Annotated in this window: 22 protein-coding genes; 6 read left to right on the top strand and 16 right to left on the bottom strand. The window is 70.4% G+C overall.

The window, feature by feature from the left end:
- Positions 1 to 3: 3 nt before the first annotated feature.
- Entirely contained in the window at positions 4 to 2286 is a 2283-nt protein-coding gene (locus V7Q42_RS16285; protein ID WP_333825157.1) for an NADP-dependent malic enzyme, read from the bottom strand.
- A gap of 354 nt (positions 2287 to 2640) precedes the next feature.
- Between V7Q42_RS16285 and mutS the strand changes: the two genes are divergently transcribed.
- Positions 2641 to 5382, top strand: coding sequence for a DNA mismatch repair protein MutS (gene mutS / locus V7Q42_RS16280; protein ID WP_333825156.1), 2742 nt, complete (start codon positions 2641 to 2643; stop codon positions 5380 to 5382).
- Between the two features lie 66 nt (positions 5383 to 5448).
- Positions 5449 to 6075 carry a LysE family translocator gene (locus V7Q42_RS16275; protein ID WP_333825155.1) on the top strand — a complete coding sequence of 209 codons (627 nt, stop codon included), beginning with the start codon at positions 5449 to 5451 and terminating at the stop codon, positions 6073 to 6075.
- Positions 6076 to 6160: 85 nt separating this feature from the next.
- Here V7Q42_RS16275 and V7Q42_RS16270 read toward each other — a convergent pair whose 3' ends face one another.
- The 7 genes from V7Q42_RS16270 to rsmI all read right to left on the bottom strand — a co-directional run bounded on the left by V7Q42_RS16270 (position 6161) and on the right by rsmI (position 14629).
- Positions 6161 to 7117, bottom strand: a complete 957-nt coding sequence (locus V7Q42_RS16270; RefSeq protein ID WP_333825154.1) for a GNAT family N-acetyltransferase — start codon at positions 7115 to 7117, stop codon at positions 6161 to 6163.
- Positions 7118 to 7338: 221 nt separating this feature from the next.
- Entirely contained in the window at positions 7339 to 9222 is a 1884-nt protein-coding gene (locus V7Q42_RS16265) for an ATP-binding protein (RefSeq protein WP_333825153.1), read from the bottom strand.
- Between the two features lie 344 nt (positions 9223 to 9566).
- The gene (locus tag V7Q42_RS16260) at positions 9567 to 11099 is read right to left on the bottom strand and encodes a YifB family Mg chelatase-like AAA ATPase (RefSeq protein WP_333825152.1); all 1533 of its coding nucleotides are present in this window, start codon (positions 11097 to 11099) and stop codon (positions 9567 to 9569) included.
- A gap of 136 nt (positions 11100 to 11235) precedes the next feature.
- Positions 11236 to 12177, bottom strand: a complete 942-nt coding sequence (locus V7Q42_RS16255) for a substrate-binding domain-containing protein (protein ID WP_333825151.1) — start codon at positions 12175 to 12177, stop codon at positions 11236 to 11238.
- A gap of 36 nt (positions 12178 to 12213) precedes the next feature.
- Positions 12214 to 13161, bottom strand: coding sequence for a glutathione synthase (gshB, locus tag V7Q42_RS16250; RefSeq protein ID WP_333825150.1), 948 nt, complete (start codon positions 13159 to 13161; stop codon positions 12214 to 12216).
- 128 nt (positions 13162 to 13289) lie between these two features.
- Positions 13290 to 13688, bottom strand: a complete 399-nt coding sequence (locus tag V7Q42_RS16245) for a YraN family protein (RefSeq protein WP_333825149.1) — start codon at positions 13686 to 13688, stop codon at positions 13290 to 13292.
- The gene (gene rsmI, locus V7Q42_RS16240) at positions 13688 to 14629 is read right to left on the bottom strand and encodes a 16S rRNA (cytidine(1402)-2'-O)-methyltransferase (RefSeq protein WP_333825148.1); all 942 of its coding nucleotides are present in this window, start codon (positions 14627 to 14629) and stop codon (positions 13688 to 13690) included. The genes V7Q42_RS16245 and rsmI overlap by 1 nt, the downstream gene beginning before the upstream one ends.
- 202 nt (positions 14630 to 14831) lie before the next feature.
- On the opposite strand from rsmI, the gene V7Q42_RS16235 reads away from it, so the two are divergent.
- A complete protein-coding gene (locus V7Q42_RS16235; protein ID WP_333825147.1) occupies positions 14832 to 16034 on the top strand; it encodes a penicillin-binding protein activator in 1203 nt (400 codons plus the stop codon).
- A 107-nt stretch (positions 16035 to 16141) separates the two neighbouring features.
- On the opposite strand, the gene V7Q42_RS16230 is transcribed toward V7Q42_RS16235, so the two are convergent.
- Genes V7Q42_RS16230 through V7Q42_RS16215 form a run of 4 tightly spaced genes read right to left on the bottom strand, consistent with a single transcriptional unit; the run spans position 16142 to position 19076 of the window.
- Positions 16142 to 16513 carry a helix-turn-helix domain-containing protein gene (locus V7Q42_RS16230; RefSeq protein WP_333825146.1) on the bottom strand — a complete coding sequence of 124 codons (372 nt, stop codon included), beginning with the start codon at positions 16511 to 16513 and terminating at the stop codon, positions 16142 to 16144.
- Positions 16510 to 17217, bottom strand: coding sequence for a Smr/MutS family protein (locus V7Q42_RS16225; RefSeq protein ID WP_333825145.1), 708 nt, complete (start codon positions 17215 to 17217; stop codon positions 16510 to 16512). Before V7Q42_RS16225 ends, V7Q42_RS16230 begins: the two co-directional genes overlap by 4 nt.
- Positions 17214 to 18326, bottom strand: a complete 1113-nt coding sequence (gene mltA, locus V7Q42_RS16220) for a murein transglycosylase A (RefSeq protein ID WP_333825144.1) — start codon at positions 18324 to 18326, stop codon at positions 17214 to 17216. The genes V7Q42_RS16225 and mltA overlap by 4 nt, the downstream gene beginning before the upstream one ends.
- A 45-nt stretch (positions 18327 to 18371) precedes the next feature.
- A complete protein-coding gene (locus tag V7Q42_RS16215) occupies positions 18372 to 19076 on the bottom strand; it encodes a Tim44/TimA family putative adaptor protein (RefSeq protein WP_333825143.1) in 705 nt (234 codons plus the stop codon).
- Between the two features lie 236 nt (positions 19077 to 19312).
- Between V7Q42_RS16215 and secB the strand changes: the two genes are divergently transcribed.
- Positions 19313 to 19801 (top strand): protein-export chaperone SecB, encoded by a 489-nt coding sequence (secB, locus tag V7Q42_RS16210; protein ID WP_333825142.1) that lies wholly within the window; start codon positions 19313 to 19315, stop codon positions 19799 to 19801.
- Positions 19802 to 20204: 403 nt separating this feature from the next.
- On the opposite strand, the gene V7Q42_RS16205 is transcribed toward secB, so the two are convergent.
- The 4 genes from V7Q42_RS16205 to V7Q42_RS16190 all read right to left on the bottom strand — a co-directional run bounded on the left by V7Q42_RS16205 (position 20205) and on the right by V7Q42_RS16190 (position 24063).
- The gene (locus V7Q42_RS16205) at positions 20205 to 21218 is read right to left on the bottom strand and encodes an IS110 family transposase (protein ID WP_333825141.1); all 1014 of its coding nucleotides are present in this window, start codon (positions 21216 to 21218) and stop codon (positions 20205 to 20207) included.
- Positions 21219 to 21311: 93 nt separating this feature from the next.
- The gene (locus V7Q42_RS16200) at positions 21312 to 22448 is read right to left on the bottom strand and encodes a mandelate racemase/muconate lactonizing enzyme family protein (RefSeq protein ID WP_333825140.1); all 1137 of its coding nucleotides are present in this window, start codon (positions 22446 to 22448) and stop codon (positions 21312 to 21314) included.
- Positions 22449 to 22546: 98 nt separating this feature from the next.
- Positions 22547 to 23377: a c-type cytochrome gene (locus tag V7Q42_RS16195; RefSeq protein WP_333825139.1), complete on the bottom strand. Its 831-nt coding sequence runs from the start codon at positions 23375 to 23377 to the stop codon at positions 22547 to 22549.
- Positions 23378 to 23394: 17 nt separating this feature from the next.
- The gene (locus V7Q42_RS16190; RefSeq protein WP_333825138.1) at positions 23395 to 24063 is read right to left on the bottom strand and encodes a glutathione S-transferase family protein; all 669 of its coding nucleotides are present in this window, start codon (positions 24061 to 24063) and stop codon (positions 23395 to 23397) included.
- A 112-nt stretch (positions 24064 to 24175) separates the two neighbouring features.
- Between V7Q42_RS16190 and V7Q42_RS16185 the strand changes: the two genes are divergently transcribed.
- Both V7Q42_RS16185 and V7Q42_RS16180 read left to right on the top strand, forming a co-directional pair.
- The gene (locus tag V7Q42_RS16185; protein ID WP_333825137.1) at positions 24176 to 25051 is read left to right on the top strand and encodes a LysR family transcriptional regulator; all 876 of its coding nucleotides are present in this window, start codon (positions 24176 to 24178) and stop codon (positions 25049 to 25051) included.
- Positions 25052 to 25391: 340 nt separating this feature from the next.
- Positions 25392 to 25571 (top strand): hypothetical protein (locus V7Q42_RS16180; RefSeq protein ID WP_333825136.1); only part of this gene is annotated, 180 nt, incomplete at its 3' end.

Genomic DNA, 25571 nt, shown 5'->3' with positions numbered 1-25571 from the left:
CACTCACCCGTTCACATCATACGCCGCCAGCGCCGCCATGTTGACGAGGTCGCTGTCGCGGGCGCCGAGCGGCACCAGCTGCACCGGCTTGTCGAGACCGACGAGCAGCGGGCCGATGACGGTCGCGCCGCCGAGCACGCGCAGCGCGCCGGAGGTGATCGAGGCGGCGTGGAAGGCCGGCATCACCAGGACGTTGGCCGGACCCTTCAGGCGGCAGAACGGATAGGCCGCCATGCGCGCCGGATCGAGGGCGACGTCGGCCGACATCTCGCCGTCGTATTCGAAATCGACGTGACGACGGTCGAGGATCTCGACCGCCTCGCGAACGAAAGCGGTGCGTTCGCCCGGCGGCTGGCCGAAGTTCGAATAGGCGAGGAAGGCGACGCGCGGCTCGTAGCCGAGCCGGCGGGCGGCGCCGGCGGCTTCTTCGGCGATCTCGGCCAGTTCCTCGCCGTTCGGCAGCTCGGTGATGGCGGTGTCGGCGACCAGCACGGTGCGACCGCGGGCGACGATCAGCGACAGGCCGATGACCCGATGCGCCGGGCGGGCGTCGATGACGCGGCGGACGTCGTTGAGCACCGAGGTGAAGTGGCGGGTGGCGCCCGACACCATGGCATCGGCGTCGCCGAGCGCCACCATCGAAGCGGCGAAGACGTTGCGGTCGAGGACGAAACGGGCGCAGTCGCGATAGAGGAAGCCCTTGCGCTGCAGCCGCTCGTAGAGGTGATCGGCGTAGGCCTTGACCCGCTCGGCGGTGAGCACGTTGGCGATCTCGACGCCCTCCGGCAGGTCGATGCCGGACGCCTTCACCGCGGCGGCGATACGGTCCTCGCGGCCGACCAGGATCGCCGTGCCGAGGCCCTGGTTGACGAAGGAGACGGCGGCGCGGATCACCTGCTCCTCCTCGCCTTCGGCGAAGACGACGCGCTTCGGCTCGGCCTTGAGCTTGGAGAAGATGCGCTGCAGCGTGCCGGCGACCGGATCGCGGCGGGCCGAGAGGCTCTGGCGATAGGCCTCCATGTCGACGATCGGCCGGCGGGCGACGCCCGATTCCATCGCCGCCTTGGCGACCGCGGCCGGAATCTCGGAGATCAGGCGCGGATCGAAGGGCACCGGAATGATGTACTGCGGGCCGAACTTGGGGCGGACGCCGCGATAGGCGGCGGCCACTTCGTCGGGCACGTCCTCACGGGCGAGCGCGGCGAGGGCTTCCGCCGCGGCGATCTTCATCTCCTCGTTGATGGTGGTCGCCCGCACGTCGAGGGCGCCGCGGAAGATGTAGGGGAAGCCGAGGACGTTGTTGACCTGATTCGGATAGTCGGAACGGCCGGTGGCGACGATGGCGTCGGGGCGAACCGCTTGGGCCTCTTCCGGCGTGATCTCCGGATCCGGGTTGGCCATGGCGAAGATGATCGGCTGGGCGGCCATGGTGGTGACCATCTCGGGGGTGAGCGCCCCCTTGGCGGAGAGGCCGAAGAAGATGTCGGCGCCCTTCACCGCGTCGGCGAGGCTGCGCGCCTCGGTCTCGACCGCGTGGGCCGACTTCCACTGGTTCATGCCCTCGGTGCGGCCCTTGAAGACCACGCCCTTGGTGTCGCAGAGGACGACGTTCTCGGCGCGGAAGCCCATGGCCTTGACCAGCTCGATGCAGGCGATGCCGGCGGCGCCGGCGCCGTTGCACACGAGCTTGGCGTCCTCGATGCGGCGGCCGGTCAGGTGCAGGGCGTTGATGATGCCGGCGGCGGAGATGATCGCGGTGCCGTGCTGGTCGTCGTGGAAGACCGGGATCTCCATCAGCTCGCGCAGACGGCTCTCGATCATGAAACACTCGGGGGCCTTGATGTCCTCGAGGTTGATGCCGCCGAAGGAGGGGCCGAGGTAGCGCACCGCGGCGATGAATTCGTCGACGTCCTCGGTCGCGACCTCGAGGTCGATACTGTCGACGTCGGCGAAGCGCTTGAACAGCACCGCCTTGCCCTCCATCACCGGCTTCGACGCCAGCGCGCCGAGATTGCCGAGACCGAGGATCGCGGTGCCGTTGGAGATGACGGCGACGAGGTTGCCCTTCGAGGTGTAGTCGTAGGCCTTGGAGGGATCGTCGGCGATGGCGCGCACCGGCACGGCGACGCCCGGCGAATAGGCGAGCGACAGGTCGCGCTGGGTGGCCATCGGCTTGGTCGGCACCACCTCGAGCTTGCCGGGCTTGCCCTGGGCGTGGAACTGCAGCGCCTCCTGGTCGGTGACGGCGAGGCGGGTCTTGCCCGAGGGCTTGTCGTTCAGGTCCATGTCTCACTCCACGGCCGCGCTTCCCGCGCGGGTCTTGTCGCCCGAAAGGTGTGAGAAGCGTCGCGGCGGCGAGGACCGCGCCACGGATCTTCTCGAACTCACGTCTCGGCGAAGGGGAGAGGACCATAATCGCGCGCTGCCCGTCGCTCAAGCGCGGCACGTCGGGCGAATCGATGGAATCTCATGCTTCCTTGGTCTCGAGCGGGGTCTCGACAGGCACTTTCTCGCATTCCACCACCGCTTCGCCGTGGAAAGGCGGGAGGCGAGACGATCGCGCGGGTCGCGCGCCGCGCGCCTTCTGGTAAGGTCTCTCGTCCTCCCCACCCTCGCGCCCTCCCCGAGAGCTCTCCCCTCATGTCCGATCCGACGGCCCGCGACGCCTCCGACCTGCGCCCGACGCCCGTCATGGAGCAGTACATCGAGATCAAGGCGGCCAATCCGGACTGCCTGTTGTTCTATCGGATGGGCGACTTCTACGAGCTGTTCTTCCGCGACGCGGAGGAGGCGTCGCGCGCCCTCGGTATCGTGCTGACCAAGCGGGGCAAGCACCTCGGCGAGGACATCCCGATGTGCGGGGTGCCGGTCTCCCGCGCCGACGAGTATCTTCAGCGGCTGATCGCGCTCGGATTCCGAGTGGCGGTGTGCGAACAGCTGGAGGACCCGGCGGAGGCGAGGAAGCGCGGCTCGAAATCGGTGGTGAAGCGCGACGTCGTCCGCCTCGTCACCCCCGGCACCATCACCGAGGACAACCTGCTCGAGGCCGGCCGCGCCAACTGGCTGCTGGGTCTCACCCGCGCGAAGGGCGGCGAGGGCGAGGAGAGCCGCTTCGGCCTCGCCTGGGTGGACATCTCGTCCGGCGCCTTCCGGGTCGCCGAGACCGACGGCAGCCGGCTTTCCGCCGAGATCGCCCGGATCGAACCGCGCGAGATCGTGCTCCCCGACCGGCTCTTCGACGACGCCGAGCTGAAGCCGATCCTGCGTTCCGAGCGCATCGCCCTGACCCCGGTCGCCGCCGCGCTCTTCGACGTCACCACCGCCGAGAGCCGCGTCGCCAGCGCCTTCGCGGTCGCGACCACCGACGCCTTCGGGCGCTTCTCGCGGCTCGAGCTTTCGGCGATCTCCGGCGTCGTCGCCTATGTCGAGCGCACCCAGAAGGGGGCGCGGGCGCCGCTCGAGCCGCCGCGGCGCGAGGGCGGCCTCGGCGACGGGGCGGCGATGATGTCGGTCGACGCCGGCACCCGCGCCAATCTCGAGATCTCCCGCACGCTCTCCGGCGAGCGCCGCGGCTCGCTCCTCTTCGCGATCGACCGCACGGTGACGGCGGGCGGCCAACGGCTCCTCGCCGAGCGGCTCGCCGGCCCTTCGACCGACCGCCGCGTCATCGAGACGCGTCTCGACGCAGTCGGCTTCCTCCTCGACGACCCGGCCCTGCGGCGGCGCCTGCGCGAGGCGCTCGCCGCCGCGCCCGACATGCTGCGGCCGCTCGGCCGGCTCGGCCTCCAGCGCGGCGGCCCGCGTGACCTCGGGGCGATCCGCGCCGGCCTCGTCGCGGCGCGCGATCTCGGCGGCGTGCTCGGCGCGGTCGGGATCCTGCCGGAGGAACTCGCCCGGGTGCACGAGGCGCTCGCCGCCGCGCCGATGGATCTCTTCGATCTGCTCAAGGGGGCGCTCCTCGACGAGTTGCCCTTCGGCCGGCGTGACGGCGGCTTCGTGCGGCCGGGCTGGTCGCTGCCGCTCGACGAGGCGCGCGAGCTCTCCGCCGACAGCCGCCGCACCATTGCCCGGCTGGAGGCCGATTACGTGGTGGAGACCGGCATCAAATCGCTGAAGATCCGCCACAACAACGTGCTCGGCTTCTTCGTCGACACCACCCCGGCGCATGCCGAGAAGCTGTTCGCGCCACCGCTCGCCGAGCGCTTCATCCACCGCCAGACGTTGGCCAACGCGGTGCGCTTCACCACCGTCGAGCTCTCCGACCTCGAGGCGCGGATCGCCTCGGCCGGCGAGCGGGCGCTGGCGATCGAGGGCGAGATCTTCGACACGCTGGCGAATGCGGCGCTCGGCCGGGAGGCGGAGATCCGCGCCGCGGCGGAGGCGCTCGCCGTGCTCGACGTCGCGAGCGGCCTCGCCGAACTCGCCGATCAGGAGGGCTACGTCCGGCCGAAGATCGAGGAAGGCCTCGCCTTCCGCATCGTCGGCGGGCGCCATCCGGTGGTCGAACAGGCGCTGCGGGAGGGCAGCGGCGAGCCCTTCGTCGCCAACGACTGCGATCTCGGACCGCGAGCGAGCGAGGGTGACGGGCGGCTCACCATCGTCACCGGCCCCAACATGGGCGGCAAGTCGACCTTTCTCCGCCAGAACGCCCTCATCGTGCTGATGGCGCAGATCGGCGCCTTCGTGCCGGCGCGCGAGGCGACGATCGGCATCGTCGATCGCCTGTTCTCCCGCGTCGGCGCGGCCGACGATCTGGCGCGTGGCCGCTCGACCTTCATGGTGGAGATGGTGGAGACCGCCGCCATCCTCAATCAGGCGGGGCCGCGCGCCCTGGTCATCCTCGACGAGATCGGCCGCGGCACGGCGACCTTCGACGGCCTTTCGATCGCCTGGGCGACGATCGAGCACCTCAATGCGGTCAACAAGTGTCGCGCCCTCTTCGCCACCCACTATCACGAGCTGACGGCGCTCGCCGAGCGGCTGCCGCGCATCGCCAACGTCACCTCGACGGTGCGCGAGTGGAAGGGCGACGTGGTCTTCCTGCACGAGATCGTCGCCGGCGCGGCCGATCGCTCCTACGGCATCCAGGTGGCGCGGCTCGCCGGGCTCCCGCCGAAGGTCATCGACCGGGCGCGACAGGTGTTGAAGCAGCTCGAGGAGCAGGACCGGCGCGGGCGGCGCGATACGTTCGTCGACGAATTGCCGCTGTTCTCGGCGGCGGCGCCGAAGACCCCTGCCCCGCCCGAGCCGATCGCCGACGAACGGTTCGACAAGCTCGCCGCAGAGATCGCGACGCTCGCGCCCGACGACATGAGCCCGCGCGAGGCGCTCGACGCGCTCTATCGACTGAAGGCGCGGGCCAAGGAGATCGAGAAGGCGTGATCCGCGAGCGGCTGGTCTTCGCGCCACCGCCGGTCCAGGATCGCCTCCCGTCTCGGAGGGTTTCCAGTGTCGCATATCGATCTGCCGCTGATCCTCGGCGCCGCGCTCGTCGGCGTCGCCAGCCCCGGCCCGACGACACTGGCCATCGCCGGCACGGCGATGGAGGCCGGTCGCCTCAGGGCGCTGACGCTCGCCACCGGCGTCACCGCCGGGTCGCTCACCTGGTCGATCGCCGCCGCCCTCGGGCTCGGCGCGGTGATGATGGCGAACGCCTGGGTCTTCGAGGTGCTGCGTTACGCCGGCGCGCTCTATCTGGGCTGGCTCGCCTTTCGATCGGCGCGCTCGGCGCTGAGCCCGAAGCCGTCGGCGGCGCTGCGGGCGCTGGGCTCGTCGTCACGGATCGCGACGCTGCTCCAGGGCTATGCGCTGCACATCACCAATCCCAAGGCGATCCTGTTCTTCGCATCGCTCTATTCGCTCGGCGTTCCGGCGGACGCGAAGCCGGCCGAACTCGCGCTGGTCGTCGCTCTGGTCGGCCTGCAGAGCGCGACGATCTTCCACGGCTATGCCGTCCTGTTCTCGAACCGGCGCGTCACCGCGACGTTTCTCGGAGCGAAGCGCTGGCTCGACGGGCTCTTCGCCGTCGCCTTCGGCTGGGCGAGCTTCAAGGTGCTGACGGCGAAGCTGACGTGAGGCGGGACCTACGGCCGTAGGGTGCGGCACGGTGCATCTCGGCTTCGGCTCGATGCACCCTACGCTTTCGCGATGGTCGAGCGTCTCAGCTCGCCCGACGACCGGCGTCGGCGCCGTAGAAGGTGATGTAGCGCTCGGAGATCCGGGCGACGGGCATGACGATGAAGACGTCGGTGGTACCGAACTGGTGGTCGACCACCGCGCCGTCGCCGACCTTGGCGCCGATGCGCAGATAACCCTTGATCAACGGCGGCAGCGACTGGAGCGCAGCGCGGGTGTCGATCGCCGCCGGCGCCATGCGGTCCATGGCGGAGAAGCGCTCGGGCAGCGCCCGAACCTGCCAGTCGGCATCGGCGGCGCAATTGTGATGCAGAAAGGAGAGGGGCAGGGCGAGGCGCGACGGGTCGGTGCCCTCGAGGCTGGCACAGCCGATCATCGCGTCGATGCGATGGGCGAGCACATAGGCCCAGACCCCCTGCCACAGCAGTTCGACGGTGCGCTTGCCGCGATAGGCGGGCAGCACGCAGGAGCGGCCGAGCTCCAGGAACTCGAGGCCGCGATGGCGATCGAGCAGGGCGGCAAGATCGTATTCGTTCGCCGAATAGAAGCCGTCGTGGCGCTCGGCGACCGACTGGCGCAGCACCCGGTAGGTGCCGACGATCTTCGGCCGCGACTTGCCGAAAGGTTTCGGCTCGGGCGTGGCGTGATCGAGCACCAGGATGTGATCGCAGATCGCGTCGTAGGCGTCCGAATCGCGCCGCGTCATCAGGGCGCGAACGTCGGCGATCGCCGACATCTCTTCGTAGAACACCCGGTAGCGCAGTTCCTGCGCCCGCTTCACTTCACCGACGGTGCGGGCGAGGCGCACCTCGAGCGAGCCGATCCGCCCCAGGCTGGCCTCGAGCGAGGCGCCCTTCAGGCGGCCGATCGGCGCCGGCAGGCCGAAGCCGGGCAGGACGTCGAGGCGCCCGGCGGGCAGATGGCGCGGCGGGACGATCTTGCCGAGGAGGCGGCGGGGTGACAGCGGAGCGGGAGCCGACATCGAGGACCTCGTGGCCGAAGGAACGGCGTCCCGAGCGATCCGTCGCCGACCGACCCGAGGTCGAAATCGGCGCCGGCATCGTCGGACGCCTTCCTGTCGACAGACCACGGCGCGGCGACGGAGCCGTGACACTGCGATGACGATCCTATGACGGTGAGGGTCGTTCGGTCACGTGTGGACCGTCAAACGGCATCGGGCGGATCGCGTTCAGCGACGCCGGATCAGGCGCCGGCGGCGCAGGTCGACGCGGCGGCGAAGCCGGTGAGCAGGGCGGCGAGGCGTTCGCGCTCGATCGGCTTGACCAGCACCGCGTCGGCACCGGCGGCGCGAGCCCGCATCGCCGCGGCGGCGGTGCCGTCGGCGGTCAGGGCGACGATGCCGAGGCGGTGGTCGTCGCTCGCCTCGGCGCGGCGCAGGGCGCGAATCGCCGAGAAGCCGTCCATACCGGGCATATGGAGGTCCATCAGCACGCCGGCGAAGGGGCGACCGCGGTCGCGCGCCTCGGCGACCGCGGCGACCGCGGCCGCGCCGTCGGCGACGACGGTGGCCCGATGGCCGAGGTTCTCGAGCAGGGCGCGACCGAGCAGGGCATTGATCTCGTTGTCGTCGGCGAGCAGCAGGTCGAGGCCGCCGGCGGGCGCGGTCCGCGGGGCTCCGGTCGCGGCGGTCGGTTCGTCGAGGCCTTCGCCGGCGCCGAGCGCGGCGACGACCCGCGCCAGCGAGGCGGCACGCACCGGTTTGACCAGATGACCGGCGAACCCGGCGCGGCGCCATTCGGCGAGGCGGGCGCGGTCGGTCGGGGTGATCAGCACCACCGCCGGGGGGGCGAACGCGAAGCCGGCGCGCAGAACGGCGAGATGCTCTGCGGCGCGATCGTCGCCGTCGACGAGGACGACGTCGAAGCGTTCCGCCGAATCGAGGGCGGTCGGCTCGGCCACCAGGACGGCGTCGGCGCCGAGGGCATGGAGACGGCGGACCAGCAGCGGCGGCTCGACCACGCCGGCGGAGATCAGCGCCAGACGGCGGCCGGCGAGCGGGGCGGTCGCAGGTTCGCGGCTCTCGACGGCGGGCAGGCGCAGATCGAAGAAGAAGACCGAGCCCTCGCCGGGGCGGCTCTCCAGGCGGAGATCGCCACCCATGCGTTCGACGATCGATCGGGCGATGGCGAGGCCGAGGCCGGTGCCGCCGCCGCGCGGGTCGGTACCGGGGGCGGCGCGTTCGAATTCGGCGAAGATCCGCTCGGCATCGGCGGCGGCGATGCCGACGCCGGTGTCGCGAACGCGGAAGGCGATGCGGCCGGCGGCGGCCGGGCCGGCAGCGGGTTCGACTTCGACGGCGACGCCGCCGGTGGCGGTGTATTTCACCGCGTTGCCGGCGAGATTGATCAACACCTGACGCAGCAGGATCGGATCGGCCTCGACCCGCTTGGGCAGGCCGGGGGCGACGATCGACGCGAGTTCGAGGCCCTTGCCGTGGGCGCGCGGCGCCATCAGCTCGACGACGTCCTCGACGAGCGCCTGCAGGTCGATCGGTTCGGGGGTCGGGGCGAGGCGACCGGCCTCGACGCGGGTGAGGTCGAGCACGTCGTCGACGAGGCCGAGAAGGGCGGCGCCGGAGGTGCGGACGGCGCGCACGTAGGCGCTCTGCTCCGGGGTCAGCGGCGTGTCGGCGAGGAGATCGGCCATGCCGACGATGCCGTGGAGCGGCGTGCGGATCTCGTGGCCGGCGGTGGCGAGGAGACGCGACTTGGCGGCGCTCTCCGCCTCGGCGCGGGCTCGGGCGGCGACGGCGGCGTCGACATCCTGCGTCGCCGGTTCGGCGACCGCCTCCTCCGCCGAGGGGAGGAAGCGGAGGACGGCGACGACGACGATGGCCAGGGTCAGGGCGAGCGAAAGGGTCGCGGCATGGGGGGCTCCGGAGAGGAGGCCGGCGGCGGCCACCACCGAGAAGGCGAGAAGCAGGGCATCGCCGCGGGTCGGCGGGAAGGCGCGGCGCGCGCCGACGGCGACGCGCGGCGTCGGCCCGCGGGTCTCGCCGTGGGCGGTTTCGTCCGCTGCCGTCGCATCCCGATCGTCGGTTCGACGACCGATCTTCCCGTCGCGCATGCTCGCTCCCGATCCGGCGGTCGACACGCACGCACGTTGCGGGCGGATCGATCGCGTGGCGGCACGCGGCCGGTCCTCAGGGGCCGGCCGCTGCGATCCACACGATAGGAGATCGGAGTTGCGAAAGACTTGACGGCGCGGTGTGACCCGGGGACGCCGACCCGCGGTGTCCGCGGCCGCGAAGAGCGATTCGACTCGGCTCTGCATCGCATTTCGGCGGAGCGGCTCCTGCGGACCCCGGCGGATCGCTTCGCGACGCCCGCCTCCGGCCGAAACGTCGCGTTCGGTCGGGATTCGGCCGATCGATGGATCACGAGATCGGAACGAATCGATCGGATCTCCTCTCAGGCGGCGAGCGCCAGACGGTTGCCGCAGCTGCGATAGCTCAGCGCCTCGGCGAGGTGGATGCGGCCGACCTGATCGGACCCGTCGAGATCGGCGAGGGTACGGGCGACCTTGAGGACGCGGTGATAGGCGCGGGCGGAGAGGCGCAGCTTGTCGGCGGCATCGGCGAGCAGCGCGGCGCCGGCGCGATCGGGGCGGACGATCTCGTCCACCAACGAGGCCGACATGTCGGCATTGGTGCGCATCCGGTCGAGGCCGAGGGCGCCGAAACGGGCGATCTGGCGGTTGCGTGCCGCGGCGACACGGGCGGCGACCTCGCGCGACCCTTCGCTCGGCGGCGGCAGCACCAGATCGGCGGCGGTGACGGCGGCGACTTCGACGCGCAGGTCGATGCGATCGAGGAGCGGACCGGAGATGCGTTCCTGATAATCGGCGGCGCAGCGATTACCGCGTCGGCAGGTGTGGCCGGGATCGCCGGCATGGCCACAGCGGCAGGGGTTCATGGCGGCGACGAGCTGGATACGGGCGGGATAGCTCACCCGGTGATTGGCGCGGGCGATGACCACCTCACCGGATTCGAGCGGCTGGCGCAGGCTGTCGAGCACCTGCGGATTGAACTCGGGCAACTCGTCGAGGAAGAGCACGCCGTTGTGGGCGAGCGACACCTCGCCGGGGCGGGCGCGTAAGCCCCCGCCGACCAATGCCGCCATCGAGGCGGAATGGTGGGGGGCGCGGAAGGGGCGGCGATCGGAGAGGCGGCCGTCGGCCAGTTCACCGGCGATCGAGGCGATCATCGACACCTCCAGCAATTCGCGCGGGGCGAGCGGCGGCAGGATCGACGGCAGGCGGGAGGCCAACATCGACTTGCCCGAGCCGGGCGGGCCGACCATCAGCAGATTGTGGCCGCCGGCGGCGGCGATCTCGAGGGCGCGCTTGGCGGTCTCCTGGCCCTTGACGTCGGCGAGGTCGGGCAGCGCCGCGGCGATCTCGCGGATCCTGGGGCTCGGCCGGGAGATCACCTGGGTTCCCTTGAAGTGATTGGCGAGCTGGACGAGGCTGCGGCCGGCGACGATGGCGAGATCGGGGCTCGCCCAGGCGGCCTCGCCGCCCGAATCGGCCGGACAGATCAGACCTTTCTCCAACGCCGTAGCGCCGATGGCGGCGGGCAGCACGCCGGCGACGGAGGCGATGGTGCCGTCGAGCGACAGTTCGCCGAGCGCCACCCAGTCCATCAGTTGATCGCCGGGCATGGCGCCGATCGCCGCCAGGATGGCCAGCGCAATCGGCAGGTCGTAGTGGCTGCCCTCCTTGGGCAGGTCGGCGGGGGCGAGATTGACGGTGATGCGGCGCTGCGGCAGGGCGAGGCCGGAGGCGTGGAGGGCGGCGCGGATGCGCTCGCGGCTCTCGCCGACGGTCTTATCGGGCAGACCGACAAGGGCGAAACAGGGGTTGCCCGAGGTGATCTGCACCTGGACGTCGACCGGCACCGCCTCGATGCCCTGGAATGCGACCGTGGTGACCCGCGCGACCATGACACGCCCCGTGCCCGAACCTCTCCGGTATGTTCATAGAACATTCCGGGAACTCACGCAACCGTAGAGCGGCCTTCCGGTTGCAATCGGTTGTGACGCGAGAACGGAGCCGGATCGCCGGGGGAACCGCCCGTCATCACTGCGGTTCGGCGAGGAGATCGCGGCGGGTCAGGACCTCGAAACCGACGTAGACGATGTCGGGGGCGCGGCGTTCGGCAGCGAGGGCGTCGAGCACCTCGGCGAGGCGGGCGCCCATGTCGGCGGGGCGCTGGCCGACCAGGACGTGGCCGAGGCCCTCGCGGACCAGCTGGCGCTCCAGCGGCAGGGCATCGGCGACGACGATCACCACCTTGGCGCGGTCGAAGCGTTCCTTGTGGCGGGCGGCGATGTCGCGCCAGGTGTCTTCGGCGAGGAGCGGCCAGGCGCCGACCGAGATCACCGCATCGAGATCGGCATGATCGGTGAGAAAGCGATCGACGAGGCCGGCGGCGGAGCGGGCTTCGCCGGTGGTGATCGCCGGCGATCCTTCGATCTCGGTCCAGCCGGCGCCGAGCGCATCGCGGACCCCGGCGACGCGATCGGACAGCGCCGTGACCGAAGCGTCGCCGGAGATCAGGGCATAGCGGCCGCCGGCCTGCTTCCAGCGGCGCAGCGACGAGCCGAGGGCGCGGCCGAAGTCGCGGGCGTTGGTGCCGACGAAGGCGGCGCGCAGCGGCTCCGGCAGGTCGGCGTCGAAGGCGACGACGGGGATGCCGGCGGCCTTCGCCGCGGTCAAAGCGGGGGTCACCTCGTCGAGGCGGGCCGGCGAGACGGCGATGCCGTCGATCTTCTCGGCGACGAGATCCTTCAGGATCTCGCCCTGGCTGCGCTTCTCCTCGCCGCCGGGACCGAGGACGACGCAGGTCGTCTCCGGAAAGGTGGCGGCGCGAGCGCGGCAACCTTCGGCCACGGCGTCGTAGAAGGGGTTCGCGACGGTCGGCACGACGACGGCGAAGCGCTTTCCCGCCGCCGCGGCCGGCGCCGAAACGACGAGGAGCGCGAGAGCGAGAGCCGCGAGACCGTGACGACCCGTCCGCATGAGACCGACCCCTCCCTCATGACCTTCGCCGCGGCCTCAGCTGCGGCCGATGCGCGCCTCGATCACATCCCAGACGCGGGCGGCGATGTCGGGGCCGCCGAGACGGCGAATGGCACGGATGCCGGTCGGCGAGGTGACGTTGATCTCGGTGAGATAGTCGCCGATGACGTCGATGCCGACGAGAATCAGGCCGCGCTCGCGCAAGGACGGACCGATGCGTTCGCAGATCTCGCGTTCGCGCGGGGAGAGCTCGGTCGCCGCCGCCTGACCGCCGCGCACCATGTTGGAGCGCAGGTCGTCGGCCGCCGGCACGCGATTGACCGCTCCGGCGAATTCGCCGTCGACCAGGATGATGCGCTTGTCGCCGTTGCGGACCTCGGGGAGATAGCGCTGGATCACCCAGGGTTCGCGCCAGGTCGAGGAGAACATGTCCATCAGCGAGCCGAAGTTCTCGTCCTCGGCGCGCACCCGGAAGACCGCCGCGCCGCCGTGGCCGTAGAGCGGCTTCATGACGATGTCGCGGTGTTCGGCGCGGAAGGCGCGGATCTCGTCGGCGTCGCGCGAGATCAGGGTCGGCGGCATCAGGTCGGGGAACTCGGTGACGAAGATCTTCTCCGGCGCGTCGCGGACGCTCGCCGGATCGTTGACCACCAGGGTCTTCGGATGGATGCGCTCGAGGAAATGGGTGGTGGTGACGTAGTGGAGATCGAAGGGCGGGTCCTGGCGCAGGAGGATCGTGTCGAAACGGGCGAGATCGACGCGCTCGGCGGCGCCGAGGGTGAAGTGATCGCCGGCGACGTCGCGCACCTGCAGCGTTTCCACCGCGGCGAAGACGCGGCCGTCGCGCAGCGCCAGACGGTCGGGCGTGTAGTGCCACAGACGGTGACCGCGCGCCTGCGCCTCCAGGAGGAGGGCGAAGGTCGAATCGCCGGCGATGCGAATCGAGGCGATGTGGTCCATCTGGACGGCGACGTTCAACGTCATCTGCGGGCGAGCTCCGGTGTGAGGCCCGCCCGTTCTAGCGCGCGGGCGGGTGAGCGACAACGGCGCGGCGGGTCATCTCGATGTGATCGGCGGAGAGATGTTCCACGTGAATCACGCGGATGGACCCCTCACCACCGCCGGGGCAGATCGAGATCATCGGCGCGGAAGGCGTCGGCGAGTTGCCGCGGCCATCGGCCGGGCAGAACCGCGACGATGTCGAAGCGGCGATCGTGATCGGCGTAGGCGGGGTTGTGGGCGACGTAGACGTCGGCCGCGGCGAGGATGCGGGCGCGCGCCCGCGGCGTCACCGCGTCGATCGCCGCCTCGACCGTGTCGCGCGCCTTGACCTCGACGAAGACCAGGGTGCGGCCGCGGGCGGCGACGAGATCGATCTCGCCGGCGCCGCAGCGGAAGCGGCGGGCCAGGATGCGGTGGAACTTCAATCGGAGCATCCAGGCGGCGCGGGTCTCGGCGGCGAGGCCGAGGCTCTCGGCCCGGCGGCGTTCGTCGAGGCCGCGCTCGCGCATCACCGCCCCCTCGTCTCGTCCTTCAGCGCCATGGCGCGCTCGTAGAGCGCCTTGCGATCGGCGCCGGTCAGGCGCGCCACTTCGGCGACCGCCTTGCCGGGCGCCTGTCTGGCGAGGGCGGCGCGCAACATGGCGTCGACGTCGATCTCGCTCGTCGCCTCCTCGCCGGGCGGGCCGACGAGGACGACGATCTCGCCCTTGACGGCACGGGCGGCGAAGTCGCGGGCGAGGGTGGCGAGGTCGCCGCGCACCACTTCCTCGAAATGCTTGGTGAGTTCGCGGGCGATCACCGCCGGGCGGGTCTCGCCGAGGACGGCGGCGAGATCGGCGAGGCAATCGGCGAGGCGATGCGGGCTCTCGTAGAAGATGAGCGTCGCGGGCACGCGCGCCAGTTCCTCGATGCGGCGGCGGCGCGCCTCGCTCTTCGGGGCGAGGAAACCGGCGAAGAGGAAGGCGTCGGAGGGCAGGCCCGAGGCGACGAGGGCGGCGAGCATGGCCGAAGCGCCGGGGATCGGCACCACCCGGTGGCCGCTCGCGAGGGCCTCGGCGACGAGCTTGTAGCCGGGATCGGAAACCAGCGGCGTGCCGGCGTCGGAGACCAGCACGACCGCTTTGCCCTCGTCGAGAAGCGCGAGGAGGTGCGGGCGGCGTTCGGCGGCGTTGTGGTCGTTGTAGGAGATGAGCGGCGTGCGGATGCGATAGCGATCGGTGAGGATGCGGGTGACGCGGGTGTCTTCGCAGGCGATCACGTCGGCCGCGGCGAGCGTTTCGAGGGCGCGCAGGGTGACGTCGCCGAGGTTGCCGATCGGCGTCGCGACGACGTGCAGGCCGGAGGTGATGCGGGGCGCCGGAAATTCCGCCGCATTCACCCGGAAACTACGGGCCGACGTTTCGACGGCGGTTTCGTCGGGCGATCGAGCGGTGGGTTCGCGTGTCGTCATGTCCGGGGTTCCGGGAGATGGGCGGCGGGAGGACCGGTGCTCGATACGCCCGAAAGCGCGATTCCGCCGACCCGACCGGGGTGGGACGAGGGGCGATCACCGTCGCTCCGTCCCCAGGCGGTTTTGACAGGAAAGCCGCGCGAGGCCAAGATCGAGGCCGGAATTCGCGTCGGATTTCGGCTATCGAGAAGGTGAACTCTCCTTGACCCGCGACCTTCCTCCGTTCGGCGCCGGCCGCCGAGCGCTCCTCGGCTCCCTCGGCGCCACGTTGTTCCTCGCCGGCTGCAACAGCACCTCGACGGGAGATTCCTTCGGCGGCGGGCTCATCCCCTCGGGCGGGACGCAGACGCCGACCGGCGACCTGATCGGCACCGGCAACGTCAAGGTGGCGCTGATCCTACCGAAATCGGCGGGCGGACAGTCGGCGACCATCGCCACGCAGCTGCGCAACGCCGCCGAACTGGCGCTGAAGGATTTCCCCGGCGCCGACGTGCAGATCCTGGTCAAGGACGACCTGGGCACCACCGAAGGCGGGCAGGCGGCGGCCTCTCAGGCGATCGCCGAGGGTGCGCAGCTGGTCATCGGCCCGCTCAACGCGGTGGCGGCGCGCGGCGCGGCCGGGCCGGCGCGTCAGGCGGGCGTGCCGGTCGTCACCTTCACCACCGACACCTCGGTCGCCTCGCGCGGCGTCTACCTGATCGGCTTCCTGCCGGCCACCGACGTCGAGCGCATCGTCTCCTACGCCGCCGCGCAGAACCGCCGGTCGATGGCGGCGATCGTGCCGGACGACGCCTACGGGCTGGTCGTCGAGGCGGCGTTCCGCGAACAGACGGTGCGCGCCGGCGTTCGCGCCATGGCGGTGGAGCGCTACAAGGGCGACCCGGTCGACATGCAGACCAAGGCGGCGGCGATCGCCAAGCTCGGCGCGCAGATCGATTCGGTGTTCGTGCCCGACGCCGCCGGCAACGCGGCGCAGGTGGTGCAGGCGATGTATTCGGCCGGGCTCGACAAGACCCGGGTGAAGATCCTCGGCTCGGGCCGCTGGAACGATCCGGCCGCCTTCGCTTCGCCGGCGCTCGCCGGCGGTTGGTTCCCCGGCGCCGACAGCGGCGGCATCGAGGGATTCCGCAATCGCTATCGCCAGAGCTACGGGTCGGATTCGGGTCCGCTGGCGGTGCTCGGCTACGAGGCGGTGTTCCTCGCCGCCGGTCTCGTCCGCAACGCCGGCGCCCGGCCGTTCCGTGACGACGTGCTCTTGTCGCGCAACGGCTTCCTCGGCGTCACCGGCCTCTTCCGCTTCCGCCCCGACGGTACCTCCGAACGCGGCCTCGCCGTCTTCGAGATCGGCGCCGGCTCGGCCCGCACCATCTCCCCGGCGCCGAAGCAGTTCCCGGCGGGGACGTGAAGATTCCCGACGAACGGAGTTCGGACGAAGGGCCCGGATCGCTCCGGGCCCTTTTCGCATTCGAAGCGCGCGGTCTTTCGGACTTCGAGGAGAGATCGGGACGCGCCTCACGCTCCGTCTTTCGCCGCGGCGACGCGGAGGCGGTGGGTGAGGTCGGCGAGGGAACTCTTCGATAAGCCGCTGATGCGTTGCGCCAGGAGATTGGCGAGTTCGGTCGCCTCCGGTTCGAGACCGGAGGTGTCGACGACGACGCGCGGATCGGAGACCTCGGCGAGGCGCTGCAGCTCCTCCGCCTCGTCCCAGATGACGTTGAAATAGGCGATGATGCGGTGGACCATGTACCAGGTCGGCAGGCCGCGTTTGCCGAGTTCGAGCGCCGAGAGATAGGCCGGCGAGATGCCGAGAGCGGCGGCCATCTCCTTCGCCGTGACGTTGCGCTCGCGGCGGAGCTGCCTGAGTTTGGCGCCGAAGGGCGTCATCGATCGATCTCCCCGCGGTCGCGGCGACGTCGCAATCTGACATAGACCGCGCCGGCGCCGCCATGGGCGAGATGGGCCTCCTCGTAGCCGACGACGACGTCGCGCAGCGACGGATCGGCGAGCCAGTGCGGCACCGAGCGGCGCAGCACGCCGCGCTCGTGCGTCTCGAAGGCGCTGCCACCCGGCTTGCCCTTGCCGGTGATCACCAGGACGATGCGGGCGCCGCGATCGCGCGCCGTCACCAGGAAGCGGCGCAGCACCGAGTGGGCGGCTTCTTGCGTCAGGCCGTGGAGATCGAGGCGCTCGTCGACGGCGATCGTGCCGCGCACCAGCCGGCGGCGGGTGCGATCGTCGATCGGCGCCAGTGCCGGCGGGCGGGGCAGCATGACGGCGTCGGCGCCGCCGTCGCGCGGACGCGTCCCGGCGCGAGCCCAGCCGGCGAGGGCGCGCTTCGACGGTCTCACCGCCGGCGGCGCGGAGACCGGTTCCGGGGCGGGGCGGGGCGGCTTCACCGCGCGAGGTTCGGTCGCGACGACGGGCTCGGCCGGGGCGGGTGCGGCGGTCGCCGCTTCCGGGGCGGGATCCGGATCGACACCACGGCGTTCGGCGCGGTCGAGAGGGGTCACCGATTCGGCGACCTTCTCCCACAGGCGACGTTCGTCGTCACGAAGGGCGCGGCGGCGGCGGCCGAGGCTCGAACTCATCGTCTCCCCTCCCCGGCCCGCGGGATCAGCACGACGAAATCGTTCGGCACCTGGCGGATGCGGCCGGCGATGCGGCCGGCGGTCTCGCCGAGGCCGACGAAGACGTCGCCGCGCGCCGGGCCGACGATGGCCGAGCCGGTGTCCTGGGCGATCATCAGGCGACGGAAGGGCTCCGTCTCTCCGTCCGCTCCGAGGGGCAGGGTGGCATCGACGAAGATCGGCGTGCCGAAAGTGTGGAGGGTGCGGTCGACGGCGAGCGAGACCCGCGGCGTCAGTTGCACCTTCGCCGCGGCGACGGCGCCGAGGTCGGGATCGAGATCCGGCTGTTCGGCGAAGAAGACGTAGGAACGGTTCGTCCGCATCAGCGCCGCGGCTTCGTCCGGGTTCGCCTTCAACCAGGCGCGCAGGACGTCGGCGGTCATCGCTTCGGCCGTCGCGATGCCGCGGGCGATCAGCACCTTGGCGATCGAGGTGTAGGGGTGGCCGGCCTTGGCGGCATAGGCGAGGCGCATCACCGAGCCGTCGTCGAGACGGATGCGGGCCGAGCCCTGGACATGGACGAAGAAGGCGTCGACCGGATCGGCGAGAAAGACCAGCTCCAGACCGCGCCCGGCGAGCGCGCCGTCTTCGATCTCGCCGCGATCGAAATAGGCGACGAGGTCGCCGGCGGCGGTGCGGCGGGCGAAGGCGTAGGACGGATCGAGGTCGGTGGGGCGGTTCGCGTCGCCGACGTCGACGAGATCGTCGGGACGCGCGAGGAGGGGCACGCGGAAGCGGGCTGTCGGGCGGCGCGAACCGTCCAGCTCGGGCTCGTAGTAGCCGGTGAGGAACGCCCCGCCGGCGCGAGGGACGACGCGGGCGGGGGTGAAGCGGGTCTCGAAGAAGGTCCGTGCGCCGGCATCGTGGAGGGCGACCGTCTCGAGCGTAGCGCGACCGGCGGCGGCGAGGGCGGCGCCGTCGATGCCGAGGCCGCGAGTCTTCGGGCCGGCCTCGCCCCAGAGCGCCGCCTGCCGCCGGAAAGCGGCGAGGGCCGCGGCATGTTCCGCCGCGGCCCAGCCGGGCAGGTCGGCGAAGGTGAGGGCCTCGAGGTCGGCGGTGGGTTCGGACATCGGCGGGGCCTCGGCGCGGGAGCGCGGACGCCCCGACGGGGGCGGTCAGTCGACGGCGCGGGTGTCGATCAGACGCCAGTTGGGATCGGAGGCGCCGAGATCGCGGGCGAAGGTCCACACGTCGACGAGATCGGTGAGGCGGGCGGGATCGCCCTCGACCACCGTACCGTCGGCCTTGCGGGTGACCTGGATCACCTTGGCGGCGAAGCGCACGGTGATCTCCGCCTTGCCGGCCTTCACGGCGGCTTCGGCGAGATCGGCCTTGTCGATGCCGACGAAGGTGAATTCGACCTTCTCGCCGCGCTTCTCGCGCTCGTCGATGCCGGCGGAGAAGCTGTCGAGAACTTCCCTGGAGAGGAGGTTCTTGAGGGTGCGGCGATCACCGTTCGCATAAGCCGTGACGATCATCTCGTAGGCGCCCTTGGCGCCGTCGAGGAAGCGGCCGACGTCGAAGCCGCGTTCGGCCGCCATGATGGCGCGCAGGGCGGCGGAGAGCGACGATTCGGGCGGCGTGTCGGCCGGGATCTCGGGGGTCGGCCGAGGCACGTCGCGCGAGGCGGCTTCCGGATTGCGCGGCAACTGGACGACGTTGTCGTTGCCGGCGGAGCCGTCGTCGGGGGTCTCGGTTTTCTCGGTCGGCCGGAAGGGAGGCTGTTCCGAACCGGTCTTCTGGCCGAGGACGCCGTAGAGCCGGACGAAGATCATCACGGCGATGGCGAAGAAGACGATGGTGTAGATGTCGAGGCTCATGCCGTCCGGTCCCGTCAGGGCGTCGCTCGTGGCCGCGGTCGCGGTTTCGACGAGGCGACGCCTCATCCGGCGCAGCGCCGGATCGTTCCTTTCGCCTATTTAGCAACTCCGAGGGCCGACTGCGAGGGTCCGTCGGATTCAGAACGGCTCCGACGCTTGTGCGGCGCCGGAATCCCTGTTAGCGAGCGTGCGACCCAATCGGCCGCCCGTCCGCGGCGGAAAACGGAGACCTTCCGATGACCAACGAAAACGACGCGTCGGCGATCGATCCCAACGCCGGCCCCGCCCTCAACGTTCTCGGCCAGTACGTGAAGGACTTCTCCTTCGAGAATCCGAACGCTCCGGCCTCGCTCGCGCCGCAGCAGACCCAGCCGCAGATCTCGATCAACGTCAACGTCGGTGCCCAGCCGCTGTCGCAGACCGAGTTCGACGTCGACCTGCGTCTTGAGGCCAAGGCCACCGTCGGCGAGACCGTGCTGTTCAACGTCGAGCTGGTCTATGCGGGCCTGTTCCGGATCCAGAACGTGCCGGAGGAGCATCTCCATCCCTTCGTGCTGATCGAGTGCCCGCGCCTGCTCTTCCCCTTCGCCCGGCAGATCCTGGCGGAGGCGACCCGCAACGGCGGCTTCCCGCCGCTGATGCTCGACCCGATCGACTTCGTCGCGCTCTACCAGCAGAACGCCGCGGCGGCCGCCGCCCAGGGCGAGGCCCCGACCGTCAACTGATACCGAGTTCACGAAATTCGGACTCGTCCGAATTTCGTGAGTTGCGGCCTGACCGGCCGACGCCCGTTCGGGCTCGCCTTCGCGGAGGAAGTTCCGAAGAGGTCGGAACTTCATGGGCTCGGTTCTCTACATGACGCTGCTGCGTCGAGTGCTTTTCGTTTTCGAGAGCAGAGGCCAGGACGAGCATCCCATGGTTCTCTTCGGCATCCGCCTCGGCGGTGCCGGCATCCGGGGCTCGTTCACTCGTTCCGGTGTGTCTGCGCAGTGTATGAAACGCAGGGCTTGGTCCCTGCAACCGAACTTGCGCGCGCTCGACATCCCGGTTCGGTCGCCTTCGTGTACTCCGGCTCTCGAATTCACCGCCGTCGTCTCTCCTCTGCCTGTCGTGATGGGCGAGCCCTCGTCAGGCCGCGAAGACCTCGTCCCGTTTCCACGATCCGATGAGCAACACCGCCAGTTTGCGCGCCACGGCCACTCGGGCCTTCTTCGGCCCGATCCGTTTCATGAGCCGCAGGCCCCAGCTGCGCAGAGCCGATGGCTGTCGCACCGTCGTCAACAGGCAATTCGCCGCCTCGTAGAGGTAGTGCCGCAACAGCCCGTCCCCTTGGCGCGAGATCGAGCCGGTCACGTCCCGCTCCCCCGACCGATATCGCTTCGGCGTCAGCCCGACATAGGCCCCCAGCGAACGGCTCCGGCCGAAGCGACCGGGATCTTCCACCGTCGCCATGAAGGCCGGCGCCGTCACCGCGCCGACGCCCGGAACCGAAGTGAGAAGACGACACACCGATGAACTCCCCACCAACTCCGCAACTCTCCGGTCCAGCGCCACGATCTGTTCGGTGATCGCCTCCGGGGCCGTGAGCAGCACCGACACGGCCGCATGGAGCACGTCCTCCCGCTGGCAGGCGGTGCCAACCGCCTCCACGAAGCCCTTCGAGCCGGACCGGCTCGAGATCTTCACGCCGAAGGGGCGCAACAGGCCGCGGATCTGCCCGTAGAGTTGTGTCCGCACGCTCACCAACTGGCCGCGCGCCGTCAGCAACGCCTTCAATCGATGGCTCGCCGGGCTCTTCACATGGACTTCCGAATACCAGCTGCAGGCCAGCATCTCCGCCAACGCCTGCGCGTCCGCCTTGTCCGTCTTCTCCGGCCGCGCCCTCATCGCATCCGCCGCCCGCCGTGCATCCATGCACACCATCGGAAAGCCCGCCGCCGACAATCCGGGAAACAACCACGGCGTCAGCGATCCCGTCTCCAGACCCACGAGCCAGAGCGACCCGCGCCAACGTTCCAGCGTCGTCGCCAGAAGCTCGACGTTCGTGTCGCACGACCCACGCCAGACAACCCTCCGATCCGCCCTCACCACACACACGTGCGTCGTCTTGTGGCTCACGTCCAGTCCGACGTAATGGTCCATCGCTGCTCTCCTTCGGTCTTCGACAAACCAACGCCGGATGGTCACATCCGCCTCAGGGGAGCAGCAACCTCATGTATCGGATGTATGAACTCGTCAACGGCCGGCAGGAGTGAAGGCCGCGAGCGCGGCGCGATCGATCTCGATCCCCAGGCCCGGACCCTCGGGGACCCGCACGACGCCGTTCACCTGTTCGATCGGCGTGGTGACGATCGCCTGACGGAAGGGGTTGTGGGTTCGGTCGAACTCGAGGATCGGTTCGATCGGCTCGTGGCGCCACGGCTCCGGCGACATCGCCGCCAGGAACTGCAGGGCGGCGGCGATCTGAACCGCGGTGCCCCAGACGTGCGGCAACAGCCGGACGCCGTGGAGCGCGGCCATGTCGGCGATGCGGCGCATCTCGGTGAAACCGCCCGTGCCGCCGAGATCGGGCTGGGCGATGTCGACACAGCGGGTCTCCAGCGGCTCCTTGAAGCCGAAGCGCCCGTGCCAGGTCTCGCCGCCGGCGACCGGGATCGGCTGGCCGGCGCGGACCGCGCGGTAGGCGTCGAGCTGTTCGGGCACCACCGGCTCCTCGAACCAGTCGATGTCGTAGCGCTCCGCGGCGCGCCCGACCCGGATCGCCTCGATCACGTCGTAACCGTGATTGGCGTCGATCATCAGCCGGGTCCGCGGACCGATGGCGTCGCGGACGGCGGCGATCACCTCGAGATCCTGTTTCGGATCGAACCCGATCTTGATCTTGACCGCGTGGAAGCCCGCCTCGACGTGCGCCGCGCATTCGGCGGCGTTGTCGGCGACGCGGTCGAAACCCTCGCGCCGGAACGAACCGGTGGCATAGGCCCGGACCTCGTCGCGTCGACGCCCGCCGAGCAGGATGGCGATCGGGACGCCGAAGTGCTTGCCCTTGATGTCCCAGAGCGCGACGTCGATGCCCGACAGAGCCGTGTGGGTGAGGCCCCGCTGGCCCTGGTCGCGCAGAGCGGCGTAGAGATCGTGCCAGAGGACCTCGGTGGCGAGCGGATCTCGGCCGATCAGATGCGGCACGTAGGCCTCGACCACCGCCGCGTTGGGCAGGGCCGGACCGAGGCATTCTCCCCACCCGATCGTCCCGTCGTCGCAGACGATCTCGACCAACAGGTGCCGGCGTCGATCGAACCGCATCGACGCGCTCTCGAACACCGTTTCCAGGGGATGATCGAGGATGTGCGTATGGACTTCCGCGATCCGCATGGCCGATCCGATCGAGGGACGAAGACGACGAAGCCTAGTCGACTTTCGGTGTGCCGATCAAATCGACGGGCGTACCGGCTCCGCGATGTGCGCCCGCGTCAGCTACCCGGCCGTGTCAGGTGATCGTAGATCGCCCGCCGCTCCGCGGGGTCGAAAGACGAGAACTCTTTCGCGGCGACGGCCGACATGAGGCCGAGATCGCGCTCGCCGGTTCCCTTGCCGGTGGTGATCAGGCGATCGAACGCCTCGAAGGAATAGCCCTTCGTCACCGCGCCGAGCGCCGGCGTCACCATACCGAAACCATTGTCGCGTTCGCGATCGAGATGGTGGCAGTGCAGGCAGGTCGTCTCGACCAGATAGCGGCCGAGATCCTTCGGGCGACGCGCGCGGTGCTCGACAGGCGGGATGTGGTCCGCCTCGAACGGGATCCGGTCGAGGGCGAGGGCGAGCCGCCCCGCCGGGCCCCAGGTCGTCCGGTTCGGCGGCGCATCGGAGAGCGGCGCGAGACCGCGCATCCAGGTGATGATCGCCGCCACGTCCTCGTCGGCGAGGTGGGCGTAGGTGGCCGCCGGCATGGCGATGACGCCGGTTCCGTCCTTCTTGACCCCGTGGCGCAGCAACCGCTCCAGCTCAGGATCGTCGTAGGACCGGGCGACCCGGGTGAGATTGGGCGCGACCAGCGATCCGATCGCCGCGTCGTCGAAGATCACCCGGCCGGCCTGCTCGTGACAGCCGGTGCACATGAAGGTCCGCGCCCGTCGCTCCGCCTCGGCCGGCGCCGGGCGCAGGTACGCCGCGTCGAAATCCTCGAGCGCGACCGGATAGGTGTGGCCGAGCCGGGCCTGCGAGCCGGCGTGGACGCCGAGCCAGGCGAGCGCGATCACCGCCGCCGTCGAACCGGCGACCCGAAGTTTCGTCGATTTCTTCATCGTCGTGTCCCGAACCGTCAGTCACGGCCGCTGGAGCGGAAGGCGGCCAGCGCGCCTTCGAAGCCGGCATGGGCGAGGGGCCAGCCGGGACGGTCCTGCAGGGTGCGGAGCCAGCGCCGGACATTGGGGTGCTCGGCGAAGTCGAGGCCGGCGAAGCCGCCGAGAACGACGTTCGCCACACCGACGTAGTCGGCGAGGGTGATCGTCTCGCCGCAGACGAAGGGCGCATCGCCGATCATGTGGCGGTCGAGCACCCGCAGGAATCGGTCGCTGCCCGTCCGTCCGATGCCGCGCATCGTCGCGAGCACCGCCGGGTCGAGGGAGGTCAACTGCGGCAGGATGTAGGTGTAGGAGAGCAGCGCGCAGTGGAAGACGTGGAAGCTCGTCTGGAACCACGAGACCGCTTCGTCGACCCGCGCCCGTTCGCGCGGATCGTCGGGATAGGCGGCGAGACCGCGCTCGATCGCGATGTGGCGGATGATCGCCGAGCTCTGGGTCAGGCGGAAGCCGTCGTCGTCGACGAGGACCGGCACCTGCCCGTTCGGGTTCAACGCCAGGAAGTCCGCTGCCGCGTGATCGCCGGCCGCCAGCGACACGATCTCCTCGTCGAAGGGAATGGCCTGATCGTGCAGGAAGAAGGTCACGATGCGGGAAGATGTCGATACCGGGTCGTAGTAGAGCTTCATGGGTCGGCCTCGCGGTCGGGGGATCCGTCGTCGCCGGTCATTTGCACGCGCTTCGGGACTTGCCTCAATCGGCATTCCTGTCGAATCATTCTGCAGATTTGCAGAGGTGCGCATGATCGACTGGAACGATCTGAGATATGTGCTGCACGTCGCCCGCGAGGGGTCGACGGCGGCCGCCTCGCGTGTACTCGGGACCAACCAGACCACGGTCATGCGCCGCATCGCGGCGCTCGAGACGCAGCTCGGTTTCGCATTGTTCGAGAAACGGCGCACCGGCTATGTGCCGACCGAGGCATTGAACGGCCTGCTCGACAGCCTGAACGGCGTCGAGACCGCCCATCGCGCCTTCGAGCGCGAAGCGGGCCTGGTTCGCCGGGGACTGTCCGGCACGGTGCGCTTCACCGCGCCGGAGCTCCTGGCGGCCCACTTCATGCGCGATACCCTGATGCAGTTCCGCAGAAGCTATCCGACGATCGGCATCGAGCTTCTGACCACCGACCAGCCGCTCGACCTCACCGCCGGCGAGGCGGACGTCGCGCTCCGGGCGGGGGAGCGCCCCACCGAACCGACGCTGTTCGGGCGCAGGATCGTCGCCCGCGACGATTGGAGCGTCTGCTGCAGTCGCGACTACGCGGCCGAGTTCGGTGCGCCTCGCGGCCTCGACGAGATCGCCGGCCACGCCTTCATCACCCTCCTCGACGGCGTCACCGCGTCACCGCTCACCCGCTGGATCGAGGCCAACATACCGAGCGAGGCCATCCGCATCCGGCAGAACAGCGTCGGGGCGATCCATGCCAGCGTCAGGGCAGGGCTCGGCATCTCGATCTGTCCCGATCTGATCACCGTGGCCGATCCCGACATGACCCGATGTTTCGCCGTGGATGTCGAGACCGGCCACGAGATCTGGCTGCTGGCGCCGGCGCGACACCGCGACACCGCGACACCCCACAGGTCCGGGTCTTTCTCGATTTCCTCTCCAATCACCTGACGACGTTGGCGCGGTTGCGCGATCGGACCCCGTGACGAACACGGTGTGCGGTCGTTCGCCATAGGGCTCGGCCGGTACGACGAAGGGGGTCGTCGGGCCCCACGGGTTCGCGCCCCGCGATCGCGACCTCCGACCCGTGGCGGGTCGGCGCTCGCCGTCCCCCTTCGCGCCGGGTGACGCACCACGGTTCGAAGAGCGGTTCGCCCCGTCGACCGCGCCGGCGACGGCCGTTCCGGATGCTCGTGGGCGAAGTCTGTCACGAACGGAGGCGCCGCATCCCGGTCGAATGCGGCGCCTTCGTTTCGTTCGGAGTCACGTCGCTTTCACGCGACCCCGGGAGATGTCAGCACCGGCGGCCGGGCGGGCAGCGACGCTGCTGCACCGGCCGCTGTGGCTGTTGCCGCCGCGGCTGCTGCATGATGCGTTGCTGCGGCCGGGTCTGCTGGACCCGCTGGCGCTGTGGCCGCTGCTGCATGATGCGTTGCTGCGGCCGGGTCTGCTGGACCCGCTGGCGCTGTGG

The organism is Pinisolibacter sp., from assembly GCF_036782435.1.
GTDB lineage: Bacteria > Pseudomonadota > Alphaproteobacteria > Rhizobiales > Ancalomicrobiaceae > CALBKH01.
This window is presented reverse-complemented; position numbering and strand designations above follow the sequence as displayed.